The organism is Adhaeribacter radiodurans (genome assembly GCF_014075995.1).
GTDB lineage: Bacteria > Bacteroidota > Bacteroidia > Cytophagales > Hymenobacteraceae > Adhaeribacter > Adhaeribacter radiodurans.
Window position 1 is genome coordinate 5,214,471 of record NZ_CP055153.1, and the last position, 23,968, is coordinate 5,238,438.

Genomic DNA, 23,968 nt, shown 5'->3' on the forward strand with positions numbered 1-23,968 from the left:
GGCTTAAGGCATAGAATTTAAAACTTGATTTAATTGCGGTACCCCCTGCGTGAGAACATGCTGTAGAAAAGCACTAGCTCCCCAACTTACTTTGTCGAGTAAAACACCGGGTAAAATACCAAATAGAATAACCAATATGGCTAAGGGCAAAAAAAGAATGTATTCGCGCGTAGTTAAATCAGTTAGCCGGGTACGTTCCCGCAACTCCGGATGAACCCAGTACTTACCAAAGAACATGCGCTGTAGGGTCCATAAGTAATAGGCTGCGCCCAAAACCATCCCTGCCATGGCAGCTATGGCTAACCAACGGGGCAACATGCCCGAAGTGGTTGCCGAAGCAAAGGCTCCTAGTAGTACCAATAATTCGGCAATAAAACCAGCTAACCCGGGTAAACCCAAAGAAGCAAAAAAAGCAATAACTGCTACAGTAGTAAAAGCAGGCATGGTACCGGCTAACCCCCGGAAACAAGCAATAGAACGGCTCCCCGAGCGATCGTAAATAACACCTACCACCAAAAACAGCATGGCCGAAATAAGCCCGTGGCTGAACATCTGGTAAATAGCACCATTTACCCCTTCCGAAGTTAAAGCCGCCAATCCCAGCAAAACAAAGCCCATGTGCGATACCGAAGAATAAGCAATCAGCTTTTTTAAATCGCTCATAGCCAGGGCGCATAAAGCGCCATAAATAATAGTGAACACCCCCAAAACCCCGAGAAAATAGGAATAGTACACGGCCCCATCCGGAAAAACCGGAAATACAATCCGGAGCATACCATAGGCCCCCACTTTTAAAAGTAAACTAGCCAAAATAACCGAGATAGGAGTTGGTGCTTCTACGTGCGCATCGGGTAACCAGGTATGTACGGGTACCAAGGGCATTTTAATAGCAAAACCAGCAAACAGCAACAGAAAAGCCACTAACCGGATAGATACCGATCCCAACATTTTACCGGAAGTTACGTGCAACAGGCTATCTGGAATAAAATTGGCCATAGAAAGCATATCCGGAATACTAAAGGTATGTACTAACGCCTCTCGTGGAATTTTACCAGTGGCTAGCAAGTCTTGTATTCGGGTAATAATACCTGGATTTTCTACGAGATTATTCGTTATTAATCCCATTTGTTGCCCAGTAGCCACCGGGTCAATTACAGAGGTATACAATCCGATTATAACAATCAGAATAAATATTGATCCAATCAGGGTATAAATAAAGAACTTTATGGCGGCATATTCCCGGCGTGGGCCACCCCATATTCCGATTAAGAAATACATGGGCAGCAGCATAAACTCGAAGAACAGGTAAAATAAAAACAAATCCAAGGCCAGGAAGCACCCCATAATGCTGCCTAGTAGTAGCAAATACAAAGCATAGTAGCCTTTTACACTTTTATAAATGGAAAAAGAAGAAATGGCGCCAATTAAACCAATAATTCCGGTGAGTAACACCATAGAAATGCTGATACCATCTACCCCCAGAAAATAATTAATGCGCAAATAACCTAGGCTATTTAAGCTTAAACTAATCCATTTTACTTTTTCTACAAACTGATAACCCGTTGTGGTTTCGGCAGTGGCATTAAATTGCAGGTATACCCAAACAGCTAGCACTAATTCTATCGCCGTTATGCTACATGCTACCACTTGAATGAGCCGGACTGCTCTCCCGGGTAAAACCAGAATAAGGAGAACTGCTGCTAAGGGAAGAAAAATAAGGCTACTCAGGATAAAATTCATTCCATTTAAACTGCTTCAGCAGACTTGTCTAAAAAATTAAAATGTAAAATACGAGCAACAACAAGCCCAATAGTGAAAATAAATAATACGTCTGGATCTTGCCATTCTGCATCCAACGACCAAAATGTCCGGAAACCCGCACGATGGTACCAATGGCTCTAACCAGTCCATCCACTACTGCCCGATCAAACCAACCCACAATTTTAGAAAAAACTACTAAAACCTTGGCGAAGGTATTAATTCCATAATCAATAATCTTTAAATCAATTTTAGCCACTAGTTGCGCCAGCCAAAGTACCGGTTGCACCAATAAAACCTCATAAACTTTATCTAAATAAAAGTTATGATACATTAAACTCGATAAACCTTGGGGTGGCAAAGAAGACAAATGGTCACTTGCTGCTGTATTAATAAGATTACCCCTGAACCGGAACCAAGCCATTCCGCCTCCCAGCAAAATAGCGGCAATTGAAATTATGACCGTGAAAAGGTGAATATGGTGGCTTTCAAAATTAGTTAACCCAGCTAAAAAATTAGCAGAAAGGAAAAATCTTTGCGGATTAAGAGTATTCAACGAAATTCCAGTTGGCACCCAACTTTGGGTCGCATCGAAGGGATTAACGGCGTAAAATATTCCAAGTGCCAGTATGGATAATATAATTACCGGGCCCATCATTAAAAAAGAAGTTTCGCGATGCTCACTTAACCGTAAGTGCTTTTCTCCAAAAGGTAAACGAAATTTACCCGGAAAGATGAACAATAATTGCCGGACCATGTAATAGGCCGTTAAAACAACCGACAAAAACCCAACTACTGGTACTATATACCACCAACTATTTCCTGCTTTTTGGTAGCCATAAGCAGCCCAAGTCCAGGCCCCAACCAAAATGGCATCTTTCGATAAAAAGCCGGAAAAGAAAGGTACTCCAACTAAAGCAGCCGCAGCTAACAAATAAGAATAAAAACTATAAGGCAGTTTTTTCCAGAGCCCGCCCATGTTCCGGATATCCTGCGCATCGATAACAGCCGCAGCTTCGGTTCCTTCATGTACCAACGCATGATGCACGGCGTGAATAATTATACCAGCGTTTAGAAAAAGAGCTGCTTTAAAAAAAGCGTGCGTAGTAAGATGGAACAAAGCCGCATCGTGTGCTCCTACGCCCATTCCCATTACCATATATCCTAACTGCGAAATAGTAGAATAAGCCAGTATTTTTTTTATATCGAACTGCGTACACGCCGCTAATGCGCCCATTAAAGCCGTAATGGCACCAACCAAAGCAATAACCAACAAAGCATCGGGGGTAAAAAAAGCGTAACATTTAGCTAAAAGGTAAATACCGGCCGCTACCATGGTAGCCGCATGGATAAGCGCCGAAACCGGCGTAGGCCCTTCCATAGCATCGGGCAACCAGACCTGTAATGGAAACTGTGCCGACTTACCCATACAACCACAAAATAAAGCTAAACCGGTTAAGGTAAGCAGACTACCTGGAATAGCAGAAGCAGCATTTACTAACTGATTAGCCTGAGATTTAAGAATTACTAAATCAAAGGTTCCGAAAAAGCTGTATAATAAAAATAAACCAAATAGTAAACCCACATCGCCCACCCGGTTAACAATAAAAGCTTTTTTACTGGATTGAGCGGCAGAAGACCGTTCGAACCAGAAACCAATGAGCAGGTAAGAGCAAAAGCCTACTAATTCCCAGAAAATAAAAATTATTAGTAAATTATCAGCCAGAACCAGGCCCAACATACTAAAAGTAAATAAGCTCAGGAAAGCAAAATAGCGGTTATAATGCTCATCGTTGTGCAGGTAAGCCACCGAAAATATTTGTACCAATAAAGAGATGAAGGTAACCAACACCAGCATTAAAACCGTCAGGTTATCGAGGTAAATACCGGCGGTAAATAACCGGGCTGTTTGGGAAAAACCGGCTAATTGAAACCAGGTAAAACGGGCATGCACTATTGGTTGTTGCCAAACCTGAATAAATAAAAATACGGCCAGCACAAATATAATGGCACTAAACCCAATACTTACCCAATCGCCTTGCCGAGAAATTTTCTTACCCAAAAAGAAGCAAATCCCGAATGCCAATAAAGGCAACAAAAGTAAGCAAAGCGCCACTTGCAAGTTTGTCGTTCCGGTTAAGCTGCTCGTTAGAGGGTCGGTGTTCAAAGCGTTTTAGTCTTATCCGCGCGAAGTATCTACCTCGTTTACGTTTACGGTATTAAAATATTGGTACACTTTTAAGATAATAGCCAGGGCAATAGCCGCTTCGGCAGCCGCAATAATAATAACGAAGAGCGCAAAAACCTGCCCTTGCAGTAAAGTAGGATCATGCTGACTAAAAGCAAGCAAGTTTAAGTTAGCCGCGTTAAAAATCAACTCAATTCCCATTAAAACTGCTACCGCATGGCGCTTGGTTACAATAGCCAGAATACCAATGCAGAACAAGGCAGCACTTAACAACAGCAAATGTTCGAGCGGAATGGACGCCATTATTTAATTTTAGTTTGCGAACTAATAAAAGCTGCTCCCATTAAAGCAATCAATAAAATAAAAGAAGCTACTTCAAAAGGGAGCGCAAAGTTAGTCATTAAGTTGATACCAATACCATGCAAGGTAGATTTTACCCCCGTGGAGGCTATTGTTTCAGAATGGCGGAGCCAAGGCAGTTGCGCAAAATGAGTTCGGGTAATAACATAAACCAAACCACCAAATAACAAAAAAGCTAGCAGCGCTCCAGGTACTCCATTACTCGACTCTGACTTAATAAAAATATTATCACCTTTATTACTCAGCATAATCCCGAATAGAATGAGCACCAGAATGCCACCTACGTAAACCATCAACTGCGTAACCGCTAAAAAATCAGCAAATAATAACACGTATACTGCTGCCAGACTCAGCAAAGTAATCAGCAACATAAAGGCTGCGTGCAGCAAGTTTTTCATAAAAACTACTAACAACGCTGATCCTACAATCAGAAAAGCAAATACGTAAAATAAAATCAGCACCATAAATTTAGTTGCAGGTTATAAGTTGCAGGTTGCAGGTTGCAAGTTAGTTGGAAAGCGGAAAGTTTTTAGGGTTTAAAAGTGGCCTTCCTTCTGCTTTTCTTACTTATCTTAATTCCTCAAAAAACATATTTTATGTCATTCAAGGGAAACTAATTTGGCAACGCAGCTATTCAGTTTCCTGCGAAAGATTTAACAAATTATTCTTTTTGCACTAATCCGAACTTTAATTTATAGTTCACTTTCTACTACCAAGATTTTTCCAGAATGGCAGAGTAAAGGTTATCGACTCTCACAAAATCCTTATAGCTATTTAAACTTTAGACTTTCCAAATTTTAACCTTCCCACTCAAGAACGCTGTTTTGCTTTTAAAGCTTCGGCTTTGGCCTGGGCAGCGGCGGCTTGCTGTTTTTCGTATAATTCCTGCTTTTCCTGGGCCTGTTCGGGGGTAAGGTCGGTGAAGTGGTAAATCATATTTTTAATATCCAGCTCGGAGAAGTCATACACCTTGGTCATGGTTAAGCAATCAGTAGGACAAACAGTAGTGCACAAACCACAGTAACAACACTTAGCCAGGTCAATATCAAACTTAGGCGCGTACAGCCGCTTTTTGGTACCGTCGGAAGTTATACCAATTTCTTCGGTAGCTTTAATTGACTCTATTTCAATGCAGTTTACCGGACAAATTTTGGCGCACAGGTCGCAGACAATACAATCATCAATTTCGTTGTGCAAACGATAACGCCCATTATCGGGTACCGGTATAGCTTCGTACGGATACTTTAAAGTAACCAATCCTTCTTTCTGGGTAAAATATTCCGGGTCGGATACATACGTTGGTTGCCGCCGCTTCGTAGCTTTGGTAATATGCCGCAATGAGAGCATCAGTCCGCTCCATAAAGACCGGATAGCGCCAAAAAAATTATTTTTACTATCGATATGAATCGTATTCTTTTCCATTTTTAAATCATTAACAAGCGCCAGATGCCTGCCAGCAATACCATTACTAAACTTGCCGGAATTAAAATTTTCCAGCATAGTTGCATAAGCTGGTCTACGCGCATACGGGGATAGGTCCAACGAAGCCAAATCTGAGAAAGCAACAAAACGCTTACTTTACTCATTAACCAGAAAAATCCCCAGAGGTTTGCCCCAATGGTTCCGGGAGTTCCGGTAGTCCAGGTGGCTAATTTTAACGGCCCAATATTAGGTAAGGGAGTATTCCAACTACCTAAAAACAAAATAGTGGCGACCAAGCAAACCAGCACCATCATGGTATACTCAGCCAAAAACAAAGCGGCAAACCGGAAGCCGGAATATTCTACGTGAAAACCTGCTACCAACTCTGATTCAGCTTCGGGAATATCAAACGGAGCGCGATTACACTCGGCCAGGGAGGCAATGTAATAAATAATAAAACTTACGAGTAAAAACGGCATCCGGATAATATTCCAGGTGGTAATACCTCCTACTGCCGTAACATCGATATTTAAAGCTTTCAGGCCAAATAAGTAATTTTTCTCATTTTCCAAACCGGCAAATTGATTTAGTAAAATTCCCTGCTGAAAACTGATTTCCTGCAAGTTAAGCGACTGGCAAATCATAACGGCACTTAGAATAGCTAAACCCGCCGGAATTTCATAAGAAACAATTTGCCCTACTGATCGCATAGCACCCAGCACAGCATATTTATTATTTGAACCCCAACCCGCCATCAACAAACCGATTACATCCAGCGACACAATGGATAGCAAAAAGAAAATCCCAACCTCGGCTCCGGAAGAGATAATATCCGGCGATACCGGCACCACCGCAAAACCGGCTAACACTGCGGCAAAAATAATAATGGGTGCTATGCGAAATAATGCTTTATCCGCAACAGCAGGTATAATATCTTCTTTCTGGAGCAGTTTTAATACATCTATTATGGCTTGAAACATTCCGTAGGGCCCCACCTCAGTTGGCCCCAAGCGGTCCTGAATAAAAGCAGCAACTTTGCGCTCCGCGTAAGCTAAGGCAATCACCACTCCTAAAATAACCCCAATACAAATAATCAGTGCCAGCATATTACTCCTACCTGAAAAGTGGACAAAGGTATTTTAAATATTATGAAATAGGAAACGCTTTATTACGGGATTGTTACGCCAGATTTATTTATTGCCCTCTAACATGTGAGGTAAAAACTGCGACAGGTTGGTGATAATTCCTTTTTCGCGGCGCAGGCCAATGGCACAACCTTCGCCAGCCCAGAAAACACCGGCCTGGTATAAATTACCGGCTTCGTCTTGGGGTAATTCTACCCAGGCCTGGTACACTACTTTTTGGTTGGCGTACTCTCCTTCTTTTGTTTCGAGTACTTTTTGGTCTACTACCTGCACATTCTGGCCTTCGCGGCCAAAGAAAGGTTTGCGCACGTATTTTCCTTGCAACGGTTCTAAAGAAGTTTCGAGTAAAAGTGGGTGGTTCGGATAAGCTTTCCAGAGCCAGGCCAGAAAACCTTTACTTTGCCAGATTAAGGTATAAGCCGGATTAGCTACTACCACGTTGCGGGTAAGCAGTAAGCTGGCTAAATCTTCGGCTAGTTCCGGTTCTTCCCAGGCAATTTGCTCCCAGGGCAATAATTTAAAAATAAACGGAAATTGTATCCATTCGTCCTTTCCCACTTCGCCCCAAATTCCCCGGTCGGTGCCATGCGTAGAAAAGGTTAGTTCGTCAATCGGGAATAAATACGCATCGAACCCGGCCTCACGGGCAGCCTGGGCAATTACCTCGCAATTGGTTCGGTCTTCGGTACTTTCGCCTATGTAAGTTAATACCAGGTTCGGTTCTAAATCGTTGTTTAGGTTACGCCAGGTAGTTAATTGCTCTACCAGAGCTTCGTACAAGCCCGAGGCTTGCGCAGCATCGTTTTTACCCGCAGCGGCTAAACTGGCCCATTGTACCACGGCTGTTTCCGGGATAGAAGTAGCCGTATCGGCGTTAAATTCTATTAATTTAGGGCCTTGCGGTGTTTGTACCCAGTCGAACCGCCCGTAAAGATGCCAGTGCCGATCATCATTCCAGGATTGCCGGATAATTGGCCATAAGTTTTCGGGAATATCTAATACGTGCAGAAAATCATCGGGTAGGTTTTCCGGTACGGCGGCTACCATTAAATCGTATAATTGAGTAGCGGCATTAAGCAAAGCATCGGCTTCCGATTCGGGTAAAAGCACCGCTTCACCGGGCAAATAATTGGCGCAACCTTCTTCGGTAACCCAGTTCCAGCCTAAACCCTGCAATACGGCATTTACATTACCCTGATGCGATATTACCCGCACGTGCTTTTGCGTAGAGCCCGAAGGTAAAGCTCCTGAAAATAAGTTTGCCAAAGTACTTTTTAAATTTTAAGCTGAAAAACCACTCCGACGACCAGAAAAATAACCCGAACGGCCTTGCGGTGCCTGGGTAACGCTCCGGCTCCGGTACGCACCGCTGCCATAATAGCCACTCCGGCCGCTACTGCGATCCCGATAGATATCATTTCGCCAGCCACTGGTACGGTTAAGAACAGAAGAATTAGCGTAATAAGCCGGGTTCGGCGATAACATCCGACCAGCCATATACCCAATACCGCTCCACATGAGCACATCCATCATCCCGAAGCGGTTAGTATTATTAGGATGCACGGAGGCATACTCGTTCATGGCGCGTTGCAAAGGTTCGCCGGTAAGCGTATCTACTTTGCCGTCGTAATGTTTTAAAATAGCAGCTACCTGGCCTGCTCCGGCTGGTTTTTCGTCGGTGATTTTCCAGTTATTGGGGCTAGTTTCTGTCATTTCGGTAACTACCCCGTGGTTTAAGGTATTTGTACTGGCCGACCAATCGCTGGAAGTTGTATCTTCTGCGGTATTATTGGAAGGAGAACTACAACTGGCTAAACCTAAGCTACTCGCCGCTGCCAGAATAAGCATATTGCGCTTTAAGTCCCCAATTATATGATAGCGTTTTTTCATAATATTTAGTAAATAGTCGATGGTCTACAGGCAATAACCCACGGACTCATATTCTTTATACGTAAATTTAACCCAATCATTACATATCTGTGCCTCTTTATTTGGGTTAATAGTTTCAACCTTGCTGGAATTTCTAGTATGTAAACCATGAACCAGCAACTCCAAACCGTAAACTGATAACTTTGTTCTACGAACAATTAACCATGGACTAGGTTACTCCCACAAAGGGTAATGCTCTAGGTTTACCTCGCGCTCAAAAAATATTTTGGTAGATTCCTCGAAAGACCGGGTAAAATCCGACACGTAGAACTCATGTTCCTTCGTCAGTTTATCAGCCGCTAAATTGTTAGCTTCCAAAAATTGTTTCAGATGATTAGCAACTAATTCCGAAGCATCTACAATATCTACTTTGCCCTTGTAAAACTCATTTATCTGGTTTTTAATTAACGGATAATGCGTACAACCTAAAATAAGAGCTTCTATATTTTCCAGTGCGGGATCGGATAAATACTTGGCGATAACACTTTCGCTAATGTTATTATTAAAGAAACCTTCCTCAATCATGGTAGCCAGTAAAGGTGTAGCCAACGACTGTAGAGTTATGTTTTTATCCAGGGCATCAATCTTCTTTTTATAAACATTAGAATGTACCGTTTGTTTGGTACCAATTAAGCCTACTGTTTTATTAGGGTATTGCTGCCCTATATACTCGATTACCGGATCAATTACATTTAAAATTTTGGCTTTACTACCCACGTATTCCCGTACCAGATCGTAAGCCGCGGCCGAAGCTGAATTACAGGCAATTAAAATAACCTTACACTTTTGCTGAATTAACAAATTACAAATTTTAACCGAGTAGGCCTGAATGGCGGCCGTGGATTTATCGCCGTATGGTAAATGGGCTGTATCGCCAAAATAAATTAATTGCTCGTGGGGCAAAAGGCGGGTTATAGCCTGGGCCATGGTTAAACCACCAATGCCGCTGTCGTACACTCCAATGGGTTGTTGTTGTAAGTATTGGCTCATAAAACAAAATTACGGCAATTTACCAAATTACCATTTGCTGAAACTATCAGAGTACAATACCAAAAATATATAATTAAAATTAATTACTTACGTATTTATACTTATATAACTTATTTAACACAAAATACGCATTAAGCCCCAATTTAACCTTTTATTTTGGATTTTTAAACTTTAACCGCACAACATCGTACATACAACCAAAATTAAAATATTATTCTTTTCCTTAACAAGTTAAACAGAACTATGAGAATCATACCAACCAGAATCCACGGAATTTTAGATTATTTAGTGGGAATTATTTTAATAGCTGCTCCCTGGGTATTTGACTTTGACAATGGCGGTGCCGAGACCTGGGTACCCGTAATTGTAGGTATAATGGTATTGCTGCAAACTATTATGACCGATTTTGAAGTAGGTATCATCCGTAAAATACCTATGGCGAGCCACTTGCGAATGGACTTTTTTATTGGTTTGTTTTTAGCTGCATCGCCCTGGATTTTTAACTTCGACGAAGTTGTTTGGGCACCACATGTAATTTTTGGGGTATTTTCTATTTTAGCATCGCTCATGACCCGTAGAGTTCCTTCAACTGTTGCGAGTACTTCCAGAAGCTCCATTGTAAACGATATGAATAACAACCGCTTGTAATCTTATTTGTTTCATTAATTGGTTTATTTTAAGAGCCGGCATTAGCCGGCTTTTTTTTGTATCGGCAATTTAAGGAGCCCCTCAAAGAAAATCCGTTCTGGATAATCTAAGGCCTTCCAAATCTTTCTGTTAAATTTGCATTATGAATTATTTATCCGCAGAAAATATATCTAAAACCTTTGCCGACCGTTGGCTTTTCCGGGAGTTGAATTTTGGCATTAGTAAAGGCCAGCGCCTGGGCCTGGTAGGCGTAAACGGCTCGGGTAAAACTACTTTGCTCAATGTACTGGCCGACAAATTAGCCCCCGATTCTGGTTTGGTAAGTGTCCGGAAAGAAATACGAATTGGCTATTTAGGGCAGCAACCCGAGTTTGATGAAAATTTAACCGTACAGCAAACTTTGTTTTCGGGCCAGAACGAAATTATTGATACTGTTCGTCAGTATGAACGGTGCCTGCACCTGGACAACGCTGATCCCAATGAGTTGCAACGCTTAATGGAGCGCATGGAAGAACTGCAAGCCTGGGATTATGACACTAAAGTAAAGCAGATTTTAGGGAAATTTGGCATTACCGACCTGGAAAAAGAAATCCGGCATTTATCGGGTGGACAAAAAAAACGCGTGGCCATGGCCCGGGTGCTTATTGAAGAACCCGATTTGCTAATAATGGATGAACCTACCAACCATTTAGATTTAGATACCATTGAGTGGCTGGAGAACGTGCTTTCTTCGCCGCAGCAAACCCTGCTAATGGTAACCCACGACCGTTATTTTCTGGACAAGGTAGCTAACGAAATTATAGAATTAGATCAGAGCAAACTATATTCCTACAAAGGCAACTACGCTTATTTTATTGAGAAAAAAGCTGAACGGGAACAACAACAGAACTTAGAAATTGAGAAAGCCCGCAACCTGATGCGGAAAGAACTGGACTGGATGCGGCGGCAACCTCAGGCCCGGGGTACTAAATCTAAATCGCGGATTGATGCTTTCTACGATTTAAAAGAAAAAGCCAGCAGTAAAGTATCCCAGGCTCAATTAGAGTTATCCGTAAAAACTACCCGGCAAGGCGGAAAAATTATAGAAGTCGATAAAATTTCCAAAACCTTCGGCGACAAGAAGATTGTTACCGATTTCTCTTACGTTTTTAAGAAAAAAGACCGCATAGGTATAATTGGTGAGAATGGCGCGGGTAAAACTACCTTCCTGAACATGCTTACCGGCAAAATTAAGCCTGATTCGGGCGAAGTAGATCCCGGCCAAACTACCGTAGTAGGTTACTATACCCAGGATGAACTTACTTTTAAAGACGACCAGCGGGTAATTGATATTGTAAAAGAAATTGCCGAGGTAGTAGAAATGGCCAATGGCGAAGTAATTACCGCCTCCCAATTTTTGCAGCATTTTATGTTCCCGCCGGCGCAGCAATACACGTTAGTAGGCAAATTAAGTGGCGGGGAAAAACGACGCTTACAATTACTCCGGGTACTCATTAAAAATCCTAACTTCCTTATTCTGGATGAGCCTACCAACGATTTAGATATTATTACCCTTAATATTCTGGAAGATTTTCTGTTGCAGTTTGGCGGTTGTTTGCTAATTGTGTCGCACGACCGGTATTTTATGGACCAGTTAGTAGAACATTTGTTTGTATTTGAAGGGAATGGCCAGATCCGCAACTTTCCGGGTAACTACACCGATTACCGCGAATATCTCGCAGAAAAGGATAAGGAACCTGCTAAATTAATTGTAAAACCAACCGCTTCTGTCGCTGCTAGTAGCACTCCGGAAACAGCACCGGCGGCTAAACGCAAAGCCACGTATAACGAAAAGCGCGAGTACGAGCAACTGGAAAAAGATATTGCCACTCTGGAAACAGAAAAAGAAGCGCTTATTACCCGTATGAACAGCGGCCAAGCCGATCATAAGCAACTCGCCGATGATGCCAGCCGCTTGAAACAACTCGACCAACAAATCGACAAAAAATCGGAACGCTGGCTGGAGCTCGCCGATTTAATGGACTAAAAAACGGAAGCCGGAATAATTAATTATTCCGGCTTCCGTTTTTTAACTTACTAATTTTTGTTACTTATTTTAACTGCTTATACAAGCAACAATCATCCTTTAAAATTATTGCTTTCGTAACTGAAGCTAAAACCTAGTTTTTGACCACGACTTACTTGCTGGTTTTCCATTTTCTGCTTCACCGAAATCTTTTTGATATCATCCAAGGCAGGTGCCATTAAATCATTGTTTACCGAAGCTACCATGGCGCTTTCAATAAACAACCGCAAGGCTTTGTTATCTACAACGTTTTTAGCCATATCGGTATATTCTAAATCCAGTTCGCTTACTCCCTCCAGGTAGAAATGATTTTCTACGTTAATTAAAATACGGGCCAATAAATAACCGGGGTCGTTCATGCGGTTATACTTAATGGAATCGGCCATAAAATTATACGCCATAATGTGCCCGAAGAAACGCCGGCGAAAATCTTCTTCCACGTAATTGCTGGTCATTAGCTCGTGGTCATCCGGAAAAGTAATAACATTCGAATGCATCACGAAAATAAGTAAATCGCCGGAAAACTTTATATGGAATTCAAATTCATTAATATTTCGGTATTCAATTATTACGTTCGAATCCACTTCAGTAATTTTCTGACTTAAAAAGGCTACCACATCAGCCGCTGCCACCCGCATTCTTTCGAAAACATCCTGTGTATTGCGGTAGATCGTTTGTTTAGTAGTTGATTTTTGTTTAAGTCCTTCAAAAATTGCTTCGAGTTTGTCTTCCATATTCTTTCATTTTAGCCATTCCCGCTCTAGCAGAAATGTTTCAGAAATTTATTTTAATTGTTTCGGGCAAACCTATTTAGTAAGTTTTTACTTTGGCTTTGCTCAAATTAAGAACCAATTTTACTATTTGCACTCCTAACCTGGGCTTATTCTTCTAATGCTGCCATTTGCTCTTGATTCAATTCTAAGTTATGATATACTTTTTGTACGTCATCATCGTCTTCGAGCACGTCAACAAGTTTTAATACTTTCTTTAACGCTTCGTCGTCCAGGGCTATCGTGGTTTTTGGAATACGCTGCAATTCGGCGCTTTCTACTTCTAAGGCCAGACTTTCTACCTTTTTCTGCAAGGCACCGAAATCTTCCATGGCACAATAAATAGTAATAAATCCGTCTTCGAAAAACACTTCATCGGCACCCGCATCAATTAAATCAAAAGTAAATTCTTCTTCGTCTAACGGCTTTTCATTTTGCTTTAATACAAAAACTCCTTTTCGATCGAAAAGAAAATCCAGGGAACCGGTCGTACCCAGAGCTCCCCCATGTTTATTAAATGCCGACCGCACACTCGCTACCGTCCGGTTTATATTATCGGTCAGGCATTCAACACAAACTGCTACTCCGTGCGACGCATAGCCTTCGTACGTAACTTCGGAGTAGTTCGCCTCATCTGCCCCCGAACCTTTTTTAATGGCCCGTTCCATGTTTTCTTTGGGCATGTTGGCCGCTTTGGCACTCTGAATAGCTAAGCGTAATCGCGGATTGCTTTCCGGGTCGGGTCCGCTTTCGCGTACTGCTACAGATATTTCTTTAATAATTTTAGTAAATATTTTGGAGCGTTTGGCATCTAGGGCTCCCTTCTTCCGCTTAATCGTTGACCATTTACTGTGTCCTGACATATGCCTGTTACTTAATTTTATTTTTTAAACTTTGCCAATTTATTTAATAAACACACCAATGTAAAGAGATTGTCAAAAGCTCTTTATTAATTCCTGTTTTATAAGATTATTGCCTAATTCTAAATGAAGTATGTCGCTGGTACACCTTTATTAAAACTATATATACCGTTTAAAATTATTATCTTTACTTTCTTAGATATAGAATTTGTTTTCATTACAATGGATATTCAACCCGATAATCAACCAGTAGCAGAACCAACTTTTCATTCTTTTCAGTTGCACGACGATCTGCTGGCTGGTATTGATGCCATGAACTTCCGGAAACCTACGCCTATTCAGCAGGCAGCTATTCCGGTAATTCTGGAACGACAAGATTTAATTGCCTGTGCCCAAACCGGTACTGGTAAAACGGCGGCCTACGTATTACCGCTGTTAGATAAAATTTCGCACGCCCGGCACGACCATACCAGCACTTTAGTTTTAGTACCTACGCGCGAACTGGCCAAGCAGATTGACGACCAGATCGCCGGCTTTGCTTATTTTGTACCGGCCACTTCTATTGCCATTTACGGTGGCAACAAAGGCGAAAGCTGGGATCAGCAGAAAAAAGCTATTACCAGTGGGGCAGATATAATTATTGCTACACCCGGCCGCTTAATTGCGCACATGAACATGGGTTACGTAAAGTTCGATAAACTGGATTACCTGGTACTCGACGAAGCCGACAAAATGCTGGATATGGGTTTTATGCCCGATTTACTCCGGATTGTAAGTCAGTTACCCACTAAACGGCAAACCTTAATGTTTTCGGCTACCATGCCGCCCAAAATCCGGGATTTGGCTCGTAAAATTTTGAAAGAACCTACTGAAATAAATCTGGCTATTTCTAAGCCGGCAGAAGGTATTGATCAGCGCATGTATCTTACTTATGATAAGCAAAAGCCCAAACTGCTGGAGCATTTGCTAAAAGATATTTCGGTGCAAAGCATGATTATTTTCACCTCCCGTAAGTCGGCAGTAAACGATATTGTACGTATTTTACAAAAAATGGGGCATAAGGCCGAAGGTATTACTTCTGACCGCACCCAGGACGAGCGGGAAGCAACTTTGCAAGGTTTTCGGAACAGACAATTTCAGATTTTAGTGGCCACTGATATTATGTCAAGAGGTATTGATATTGATAACATCAGCCATATTCTGAACTACGATGTACCGCAAGACGCCGAAGATTATATCCACCGGATTGGCCGGACTGCCCGGGCAGCAACGACCGGAACTGCTATTACTTTTATTAACGAAAAAGACCAGGGACGGGTAGCTCGTATTGAACGACTTATTGAACGCGAAATTCCTAAATTAGATAATCCCGAAGAGGTTGGTCCCGGCCCTGCTTTTGAACCGAGTAAACACCGCGAAGGTAAACCACGGAGTAAGTCACGGTCTAATAGCAAACCAAAAACCAACCCAAGCGCGGCAAAGTCAACGGAGCGGCCCACCCGAAAACCTGCTGATGCATCCGCTCAAGTAGATTCTAAACCTAACCTGGAAAATGGCGAAGACCGGCCTAAAAAGCCATACAACCCTAAACGACGTAATAATAAGCAAAGAAGGCCAAAACCAAGCGACCAAGCGCAAAGTTCAGAAACAGCTGCTACTACGCCACCGATTGAGTCCGCGGAAGAATAATTCTGATAAGTTTATTATTTACTTTTCTTGCCTTTTGTTTACTGAAGAGAAACTAAATATTTTACAAAAATTCAGAAGGCTATATTCCAATAACAATCCGCTGGTTGTGCTTCAACAACCAGCTATACATACCTTTTCCTGCACTCAGTTTCAAAAGTTTATTATCCCAGATTAAATCCCAATTAACTGGCCAATACCAAACAGCAGCACAAAAAGCATGGTGCTTAAAGCCATTTGTTTCAAGTAAGGATCAAGCTGAGATGGTTGCTGCAATTGGTAAACGCGGGAACCATTCCAAAAAAAGAGCGGTACAGTAAGCAAAAACAAGAATTGCCAAGCGCTTTGGTAATGTTGCAAAACGTAGATAATCGCGCATAAAAAGCCACCACTTAATAATAGGCAATGGTAAATCCGGGCTCGCTTGGGGCCTAAGCGCACCGGTATGGATCGTTTACCAGCCAACTCATCCGAACGGATATCGCGAATGTTATTAATATTTAATACTCCGGTGGAGAAAAAGCCTAAGCTGGCGGCAGGCAAGAGCATACCTGGTAAAAAAGTTTGAGTTTGTAAGAAAAACGTTCCCAGAACTCCTACCAAACCAAAAAATATAAAAACAGCTAAATCACCAAAACCAGCGTATCCATAAGGATTACCCCCAGCTGTATACGACACCGCCGCCCAAATGCAAACTAACCCTAAGGCTAAAAAAGTTAAAAACAAGTATAAGCCATGGGCGCCAAAAGCAATGTATAAAAGCAAAATACCCGAAAGTAAACTTAAAAAGGCAGTTACATACATTCCTTTCTTCATTTCGGCTGCCGTAATAGAACCGGCTTGCACAGCCCGTAACGGCCCCTCACGATGCTGGCTATCAGCACCGTGCTGCGAATCGCCGTAATCGTTGGCCAGGTTGGATAGAACTTGCAGTAAAACTGTAGTAAGAGCACACAGCAATACCACTACCCAATTAAAATTTCCTTGCACAGCCGCTAAAAAACTACCCATCCCGATACTGGACAAGGCCAGCGGCAAGGTTCGCAGCCGAAAAGCAGATACCCAGGCTTTAGTTTTATTTGGTGGGGTAACCGGTGGAGAATAAGAGGCCAAAAGTATAAAATATTTATTTTTGAATAGCGGCAATTAACTCGGAACTAAGCGGCGCTACTTTCGAAGGGAAAAACTGAATTACCTTACCATCTTCATCAATCAGGTATTTACAGAAGTTCCAGGTAGGCGCTTCACTAGTTACTCCATTCAGAGATTTATCTGATAAAAACTTATACAAAGGGTGCTGATTGGGCCCGGTAACGGCTATTTTTTCCACTACCGGAAAGGTAACGCCGTAGTTTTTCTCGCAAAAAGTAGCAATCTCTTGGTTGGAACCGGGTTCTTGTCCACCAAAGTCATTTGCCGGAAAACCAATAACTACCACTTTGCCGGCGTATTGATCGTACAATTGCTGTAATTCTTTGTACTGAGGAGTAAAGCCACATTCCGAAGCTACATTTACCAGTAGTAATTTACGACCTTTAAACTCGTTAAGATTAATTTCTTCGCCTTGCAAAGATTTAAATTTAAAATCATACACCGAAGGTTTATTTCCTTCTACAGGCGCACTAGCTTGCGTTTCCATAGTTGTTTTGTTAAAATTAGCCGTTTGTTCTTTCGCGTTGGTCGCTTGCTGCTGGCAGCTCAATACCAGGAACAGCAGTAAAAGTATACCGATGTGTTTCATATTTGTTTAACAAGTTGCTACGCGTTTTTCTTTTTAAATTAAAAGAAATAGGGCAACAACTATTTAAAGCCTTATTCTGCCGTATATTAATAAAGTAAGTGCAGAACTAATTTTCTACTAAACCCTTGTGTTGTTAAGTCCCGGATTTCAAAATCTAACATCTAGCGTCTAATATCCAACATCTTCACTTACATCCGTTCGGGCACTTCAATACCTAACAATCGCATGCCTCGTTTAATATTTTGGGCTACCATTTTAGACAGAGTAACCCGGAAGCTTAGAACTACCGGATCAGTTTCCTGGAAAATAGATACTTCGGTGTAAAAACGGTTATAGGCTTTGGCCAGTTCGTACGCATATTGCCCGATAACGGAGGGAGCGTACAAATTTGCGGCTTCCTGTACTACGTTCGGGAAGGCAGCTAATTGCGTAATAACATCGCGTTCAGTTTCGTGAAAGGCTTTTACCCCTGCATAAGCGGCCTCATTAGTAGGTATATTCAGTTCTGCTGCTTTCCGCAAAATAGCCGCTATACGAGCATGGGTATATTGAATAAACGGCCCGGTATTACCGATAAAGCTGATGGATTCTTCGGGGTTAAACAACATTCGTTTTTTAGGATCTACTTTCAGCAGAAAATATTTGAGCGCACCCATGGCTAACGTATGATACAATTGCTGCGCTTCAGCTTCGGTAAAACCTTCAATTTTTCCGAGCTCATCCGTTTGCTTGTGGGCGGTTTCTACCATTTCCTCTACCAGTTCGTCGGCATCTACTACGGTACCTTCCCGCGATTTCATTCTGCCCGATGGCAAATCTACCATGCCGTAAGATAAATGGTAAATACCGTTGGCATAAGGCCGCTCTAATTTTTTAAGAATAGCCTGGAGTACCTGCATGTGGTAATTTTGCTCATCAGCGATGACGTATATAGATAAATCATAGCTAAAGTCCTGGTATTTGAGTTCGGCGGTGCCTAAATCCTGAGTAATATATACCGAGGTACCATCGGCTCGAAGTACCAATTTTTCATCGAGACCTTCAGCGGTTAAATCTACCCAAACCGATCCATCTTCTTTCTTAAAAAATACGCCTTTGGCCAAACCTTCGTCTACCGACGATTTACCTAATAGATAAGTCTGCGATTCGTAATAAAATTTATCGAAATCAACCCCAATGTTTTGGTATGTTTCAGAAAAACCCTCGTACACCCAACCATTCATTTGCTGCCAGAGTTGAATAACTTCGTCGTCGCCTTGCTCCCATTTTTGCAGCATTTCCTGAGCCCGCTTCATTAAAGGAGCTTCTTTCTTAGCTACTTCCGCTTCCATGCCACAGGAAACCAGTTCGTCTATTTCGGACTTATAGGCTTTATCAAACAGCACGTAATATTTACCTGCCAGGTGATCGCCTTTCATGCCGGATGACTGAGGAGTTTCACCCTGTCCATATAACTGGTAAGCCAGCATGGATTTACAAATATGAATGCCCCGATCGTTTACCAGATTTACTTTTACCACTTCATGGCCATTGGCCTTTAAAATTTCTGCTACCGAGTACCCTAAAAAGTTATTGCGTAAGTGCCCCAGGTGCAACGGCTTATTGGTATTAGGCGAAGAATACTCTACTACTACTTTGCTTTTTTTGTCTTTTGCGTAACCAAAATCTGCATCAGTAGCTAACTGGCGGAAAACTTCGGCCCAGATGGTATCGTCGATTTCTAAATTCAGGAATCCTTTAACCACATTGTAGCTATACACTTCAGCAGTATTGTCTTTCAGGTATTTACCTAATTCTACCCCAATAATATCCGGGGTTTTACCAATACTTTTAGTAAAAGGGAAAGTAACAAAGGTAAAGGTACCGGCAAATTCTTTACGGGTTGGTTGTAAGGAAATAGCCTCTGGAGCTACGGCTAAATTGTATACGTTTTGAAGTGCCTGACTAATATTTTGTTTTATACTTTGTTCTAATTCAACCATAAACGAGTGGTACTTTTAAGTAAATTTAAGTAAGTATAGCAGCAACAATAAACAGTTTGCTTTTACTTTTTTAGCGTTCCGGTAGTATCTTAAATTATATACTGAAAATTTTGGCGCAATTTACGGCGAATGTTCAACATCCCTAATTATTACGGACATCCAGATAAAGATAAAGCTTACCCAAATGCAGTTAATTTAGATTTTCTGTTGGTTCGGGTTGGCTCAATATGGCATTAGTAGCCGACTCCAGAATGCGAAAAGCATTTTTGGCCATGGTATTTTTGATATCCAACATGGGGTTAATCTCTACCATTTCAAAGCAACAAACCTTAGGGCTCTGACATAAAGTAGAACATAACTCCTGCGCCTGGGTTACAGTTAAACCTATAGCCACGGGAGTACCGGTACCCCTAGAAAATTTAGGGTCAAGGCTATCTACATCAAATGACACGTAAATAATATCGCAATCTTTTAAGCGTTCCAGTACTTCCTGCCCTACTTGCAGCGGGCCTTTTTCGTTAAATTCGTCGTATTTATAATTTTTAATATTATACTGACGCATAAGGGTGTTTTCGGGTTCTTCGGTAGAACGCACCATTACGTAAACCAAATGTTCCGGCTTTAATTTGGGGCCTTCTCCGCCAATTCTTTTTAAAGCATTCCAGAAAAAAAGCGTCTCTGGATCGGGGTTGTTAATCTGGCAGCAAAGATTATCTTCGTTTAAGGCAATACCTATGGGCATGCCGTGCACGTTACCCGAAGGAGTGGTAAACGGCGAATGGCTATCAGCGTGGGCATCAATCCAAACTACCCCCAAGGTTTTATCGCGGTTAGCGGCTTTAATACCCGCAATTGTACCTGCTGCGTTGGAATGATCGCCGGCTAAAACCAGTGGAAACATGCCTTGCTCCATGGTTTGTTTTACCGTAGAGGCAATACTTTTCTGTACCGTTAAAATAGAGTCGATGTATTTAGCAACAGGAAACAGATTCCGGTCAAAAAGTACATAATTTAAGTTAGCAACCTCCGTAGAATTGAAACGCTTAAAGTAATCTGATTGTTTATTCAGGCAGGCCACTTTCAAAGCATCAATGCCCATGCTCGCCCCACGCGTACCGGCACCAAGTTCTGAACGTACCTCGATCAGTTTAATGTTTTTCATTTGTTAACACAACAATCTTTTGCAAAGATGGTAAAATACAAACAATTTTACATCGCCCGCGAAGACTTAAACCAAGCATGGATAAATACATAGATTTAATAAACCAAACTTTTGATTTTCCAACCGAAGAGTTTCACGTAGAAGACGACCAAATGATTTTTAACGGCATTCCGCTGCTCGAAATCATTAAAGAATACGGGACTCCGCTTAAACTTACTTATTTACCAAAAATCAGCTCGCAGATTCAGAAAGCTAAAAAGCTTTTTAAAGAGTCGATAGAAAAGCTCGATTATAAAGGTACGTACACCTATTGCTATTGTACTAAATCTTCGCACTTTTCTTTTGTGCTGGAAGAGGCTCTGAAGAACGATATTCACATTGAAACTTCCTCGTCTTACGATATTCCCATTATCCGAGCTTTGTACGAAAAAGGAAAGCTGAGCAAAGACCGTTATGTTATTTGCAATGGCTTTAAACGGGAACTGTACAAAAGCTACATTTCTGAACTTATTAACGATGGATTCTATAACGTAACTCCTATTCTGGACAACCTTTCGGAGATTGATTATTACAAAGAACACGTTAAGGAAAAGTGCCGCTTAGGAATTAGGGTAGCATCTGACGAAGAACCTAAATTTGAATTTTATACTTCCCGTTTAGGCATCCGGTATAACGATGTGGTAGATCTTTATGTAAATAAAATAAAAGACGATCCTAAATTTGAGCTTAAAATGCTGCATTATTTTATTAATAGTGGCATTAAAGACACCTCTTATTATTGGTCGGAACTAAGCCGGTTTGTGCATAAATACTGCGAACTCAAAAAAGTTTGTCCCGAATTAGATAGCATTGACATTGGCGGAGGTTTTCCGATTAAAACATCTATTCAGGCAGAATATAATTACCGTTACATGGTAGAAGAAATTCTGCGCACTATTCAACGCATTTGCCAGTCCGAAGGCGTTCCGGAACCTAATATTTTTACGGAATTCGGAATTTTTACGGTAGGCGAAAGCGGTGCCAATATTTACTCTATCCTGGATCTGAAACTGCAAAATGATAAAGAGTTGTGGTACATGATTGATGGCTCATTTATTACTAACCTGCCCGATTCGTGGGCGTTGAGCCAACGGTATATTTTATTGGCTATTAATCACCTGCACAAAGGTTACCGGCGCGTACAAATAGGTGGCCTAACCTGCGACAGCCAGGATTACTACAACTCCGAAACGCACTCATTTCAGGTGTTTTTGCCTACAATTACCCCCGATGAAAAGGAACCATTGTATATTGGCTTTTTCCATACTGGGGCTTACCAGGAATCTTTGAGTGGATACGGTGGAATTAAACACTGCCTTATTCCGGCACCCCGCCACGTTATCATCGATCGTGATGATAACGGACATCTGAAAACCAAGATGTTTGCCGACGAACAAGACAGCGAATCGATGTTAAAAATTTTAGGTTATAAACAATAGAAAAAAAATATAAGCGTTTGTTTTTAATGGAACGGTAATTACCCTAGATTTGTACTATTAAAAGAAACCTAAAAGATATACATGAAAAAGTTATTTGTTATTGGTACCGTTTGTATAATGGGCTTTAGCTCTTGCAGATCTACGCCTTGTCCGGCTTATTCCAAAGCGGATCCTGCAAAAAGCTCCTCCCCCATGGTAAAGGCTCATACAGCGGTAGTCAAAAACAGAATCTAATCCGCGTAAAGTCTTTTTAGATATACAAAAAACCGGCTTAGGCCGGTTTTTTTATGCTTGAGTTATAATGAACCGGGTTGCTTCCCAAAGATTGTGCTGTTGCCGGATGTAGGTTGCGGGCGAATGCGGCCCTACCAAAATGCCGTTTACGCCTACTTTTTCGGCTGCCTGCATATCGCGTAACTGATCGCCTACGAACCAAGATTCTGCCGGAGAAATATTAAATTTAGCAATTGCTTTTTCCAGCATTAGCGAATCGGGTTTACGAGCTAATGAGGCCGAAATGGCCGGATGCGCCGGTGCGTAGTAAATAGCATCAATGGCATAATTACAATTTTGCAGTAGTTTCTGATGACAAGCTTCCATTTGTGCCCGGCTGAATAATCCTTTAGCCAGTCCTCCCTGGTTCGTAATCACAATTAGTAAAAATCCTCGTTGCTTTAGTAAGGCAAGGGCTTCAGGCACTTTGTTTTCCAGAATAAAATCTTCGGGCAAATATGTGTAATCACCGCGTTCTACATTTAATACTCCGTCGCGATCCAGGAAAATGCATTTTTGTTTAGTCATACCAGAAATGGAATAGTTTTTCTAGCTTTAGTTGTTGAGCCACATTCTTTATTGCCTACTAAAACTTATACTGTAAAAGTATACCGTTAAAATTTAACAAATGCGGTAAATTCTGTTTCCTGGCGATTTTGTTATATTTGCCACACCATGAAGAATTCGCTCGTTATAATTCCAACCTACAACGAAAAAGAAAACATTGAAGATATTATACGCAGCGTATTTTCCCTGATTACCCCTTTTCACATTTTAATTATCGACGACAACTCCCCCGACGGAACGGCCACTATTGTAAAAAGCTTACAATATGAATTTAAAGATCGCTTATTTTTAGAGCAGCGCACCGGGAAATTAGGTTTAGGAACCGCTTACATTCATGGTTTTAAATACGCCTTGACGCACGGCTACGATTATATTTTTGAAATGGACGCCGATTTTTCGCATAACCCTAATGATTTAACCCGCCTGTACGATGCTTGCCACCGCGAAGGCTATGATGTAGCCATTGGCAGCCGGTACATACAAGGGGTAAATGTGGTAAATTGGCCCATGAACCGGGTGTTAATGAGTTATTTTGCCAGTGCTTACGTTCGCATAGTAACCGGCATGCCTATTCAGGATGCAACTGCCGGTTTTAAATGCTACCGCCGCAAAGTGCTCGAAACCATAAACCTCGACGAAATCCGGTTTATTGGGTATGCTTTTCAGATTGAGATGAAATTTTTGGCGTATAAGTATGGCTTTAAAATTAAAGAAGTCCCCATTATTTTTACCGATCGCACCAAAGGTACCTCTAAAATTAGTAAAGGTATTATTAAAGAAGCTTTTTACGGCGTACTAAAGATGAAGATTAACAGCTACTTCCGTTACTTTAACCGATAAATCTGGACTTTTCTTGTTGTTCTGTATATGGTTTGTGCCCGATTAATTTTAAATTTCATCTTTTAAAACCTAGCTTTGAATTTCAGGTTTAAGAAAATAGCAAG

At 41.5% G+C, this 23,968-nt stretch carries 21 protein-coding genes; 5 read left to right on the forward strand and 16 right to left on the reverse strand.

From position 1 onward, the window contains the following. Positions 1 to 3: 3 nt before the first annotated feature. From HUW48_RS20845 to murI, 9 genes are all read right to left on the reverse strand, one after another. Positions 4 to 1,740 (reverse strand): complex I subunit 4 family protein, encoded by a 1,737-nt coding sequence (locus HUW48_RS20845; protein ID WP_182412775.1) that lies wholly within the window; start codon positions 1,738 to 1,740, stop codon positions 4 to 6. A gap of 28 nt (positions 1,741 to 1,768) precedes the next feature. Beyond that, complete coding sequence (nuoL, locus tag HUW48_RS20850; RefSeq protein WP_182412776.1) at positions 1,769 to 3,925, reverse strand: NADH-quinone oxidoreductase subunit L; 2,157 nt, start codon at positions 3,923 to 3,925, stop codon at positions 1,769 to 1,771. A 12-nt stretch (positions 3,926 to 3,937) separates the two neighbouring features. Beyond that, positions 3,938 to 4,249: an NADH-quinone oxidoreductase subunit NuoK gene (gene nuoK / locus HUW48_RS20855; protein WP_317173719.1), complete on the reverse strand. Its 312-nt coding sequence runs from the start codon at positions 4,247 to 4,249 to the stop codon at positions 3,938 to 3,940. Then, on the reverse strand, positions 4,249 to 4,770 hold the full coding sequence (locus HUW48_RS20860; protein ID WP_182412777.1) for an NADH-quinone oxidoreductase subunit J family protein: 522 nt from the start codon (positions 4,768 to 4,770) through the stop codon (positions 4,249 to 4,251). The genes nuoK and HUW48_RS20860 overlap by 1 nt, the downstream gene beginning before the upstream one ends. A 346-nt stretch (positions 4,771 to 5,116) precedes the next feature. Next, complete coding sequence (locus tag HUW48_RS20865) at positions 5,117 to 5,728, reverse strand: 4Fe-4S binding protein (protein WP_182412778.1); 612 nt, start codon at positions 5,726 to 5,728, stop codon at positions 5,117 to 5,119. A gap of 2 nt (positions 5,729 to 5,730) precedes the next feature. Next, entirely contained in the window at positions 5,731 to 6,834 is a 1,104-nt protein-coding gene (locus HUW48_RS20870) for a complex I subunit 1/NuoH family protein (protein WP_182412779.1), read from the reverse strand. Between the two features lie 84 nt (positions 6,835 to 6,918). Further along, complete coding sequence (locus HUW48_RS20875) at positions 6,919 to 8,139, reverse strand: glutathionylspermidine synthase family protein (RefSeq protein ID WP_182412780.1); 1,221 nt, start codon at positions 8,137 to 8,139, stop codon at positions 6,919 to 6,921. 15 nt (positions 8,140 to 8,154) lie between these two features. Beyond that, positions 8,155 to 8,763 (reverse strand): hypothetical protein, encoded by a 609-nt coding sequence (locus tag HUW48_RS20880; protein WP_182412781.1) that lies wholly within the window; start codon positions 8,761 to 8,763, stop codon positions 8,155 to 8,157. A 213-nt stretch (positions 8,764 to 8,976) separates the two neighbouring features. Further along, a complete protein-coding gene (gene murI, locus HUW48_RS20885; RefSeq protein ID WP_182412782.1) occupies positions 8,977 to 9,792 on the reverse strand; it encodes a glutamate racemase in 816 nt (271 codons plus the stop codon). 243 nt (positions 9,793 to 10,035) lie between these two features. On the opposite strand from murI, the gene HUW48_RS20890 reads away from it, so the two are divergent. Together HUW48_RS20890 and abc-f are read left to right on the forward strand one after the other, a co-directional pair. Next, positions 10,036 to 10,440, forward strand: coding sequence for an SPW repeat domain-containing protein (locus HUW48_RS20890; RefSeq protein ID WP_182412783.1), 405 nt, complete (start codon positions 10,036 to 10,038; stop codon positions 10,438 to 10,440). 142 nt (positions 10,441 to 10,582) lie between these two features. Further along, entirely contained in the window at positions 10,583 to 12,466 is a 1,884-nt protein-coding gene (abc-f, locus tag HUW48_RS20895) for a ribosomal protection-like ABC-F family protein (RefSeq protein ID WP_182412784.1), read from the forward strand. Positions 12,467 to 12,558: 92 nt separating this feature from the next. Here the strand turns inward: abc-f and HUW48_RS20900 are convergent, their stop codons facing one another. Then, entirely contained in the window at positions 12,559 to 13,239 is a 681-nt protein-coding gene (locus HUW48_RS20900) for a hypothetical protein (protein WP_182412785.1), read from the reverse strand. A 146-nt stretch (positions 13,240 to 13,385) separates the two neighbouring features. Next, a complete protein-coding gene (locus HUW48_RS20905) occupies positions 13,386 to 14,138 on the reverse strand; it encodes a YebC/PmpR family DNA-binding transcriptional regulator (RefSeq protein WP_182412786.1) in 753 nt (250 codons plus the stop codon). A gap of 123 nt (positions 14,139 to 14,261) precedes the next feature. On the opposite strand from HUW48_RS20905, the gene HUW48_RS20910 reads away from it, so the two are divergent. Further along, positions 14,262 to 15,824, forward strand: a complete 1,563-nt coding sequence (locus HUW48_RS20910; RefSeq protein ID WP_317173720.1) for a DEAD/DEAH box helicase — start codon at positions 14,262 to 14,264, stop codon at positions 15,822 to 15,824. A 171-nt stretch (positions 15,825 to 15,995) separates the two neighbouring features. Here the strand turns inward: HUW48_RS20910 and HUW48_RS20915 are convergent, their stop codons facing one another. From HUW48_RS20915 to HUW48_RS20930, 4 genes are all read right to left on the reverse strand, one after another. Then, positions 15,996 to 16,934, reverse strand: a complete 939-nt coding sequence (locus HUW48_RS20915; RefSeq protein WP_182412787.1) for a 1,4-dihydroxy-2-naphthoate polyprenyltransferase — start codon at positions 16,932 to 16,934, stop codon at positions 15,996 to 15,998. Between the two features lie 13 nt (positions 16,935 to 16,947). After that, positions 16,948 to 17,562 (reverse strand): glutathione peroxidase, encoded by a 615-nt coding sequence (locus tag HUW48_RS20920; RefSeq protein ID WP_182412788.1) that lies wholly within the window; start codon positions 17,560 to 17,562, stop codon positions 16,948 to 16,950. A gap of 188 nt (positions 17,563 to 17,750) precedes the next feature. Then, on the reverse strand, positions 17,751 to 19,544 hold the full coding sequence (gene argS, locus HUW48_RS20925) for an arginine--tRNA ligase (RefSeq protein ID WP_182412789.1): 1,794 nt from the start codon (positions 19,542 to 19,544) through the stop codon (positions 17,751 to 17,753). 190 nt (positions 19,545 to 19,734) lie between these two features. Continuing rightward, positions 19,735 to 20,706, reverse strand: coding sequence for an arginase (locus tag HUW48_RS20930; protein WP_182412790.1), 972 nt, complete (start codon positions 20,704 to 20,706; stop codon positions 19,735 to 19,737). Positions 20,707 to 20,783: 77 nt separating this feature from the next. On the opposite strand from HUW48_RS20930, the gene HUW48_RS20935 reads away from it, so the two are divergent. Beyond that, the gene (locus tag HUW48_RS20935; RefSeq protein ID WP_182412791.1) at positions 20,784 to 22,184 is read left to right on the forward strand and encodes a type III PLP-dependent enzyme domain-containing protein; all 1,401 of its coding nucleotides are present in this window, start codon (positions 20,784 to 20,786) and stop codon (positions 22,182 to 22,184) included. A 285-nt stretch (positions 22,185 to 22,469) separates the two neighbouring features. Here HUW48_RS20935 and HUW48_RS20940 read toward each other — a convergent pair whose 3' ends face one another. Further along, on the reverse strand, positions 22,470 to 22,985 hold the full coding sequence (locus HUW48_RS20940) for a D-glycero-alpha-D-manno-heptose-1,7-bisphosphate 7-phosphatase (protein ID WP_182412792.1): 516 nt from the start codon (positions 22,983 to 22,985) through the stop codon (positions 22,470 to 22,472). Between the two features lie 147 nt (positions 22,986 to 23,132). On the opposite strand from HUW48_RS20940, the gene HUW48_RS20945 reads away from it, so the two are divergent. Next, positions 23,133 to 23,864 carry a polyprenol monophosphomannose synthase gene (locus HUW48_RS20945; protein WP_182412793.1) on the forward strand — a complete coding sequence of 244 codons (732 nt, stop codon included), beginning with the start codon at positions 23,133 to 23,135 and terminating at the stop codon, positions 23,862 to 23,864. Positions 23,865 to 23,968: the final 104 nt, after the last annotated feature.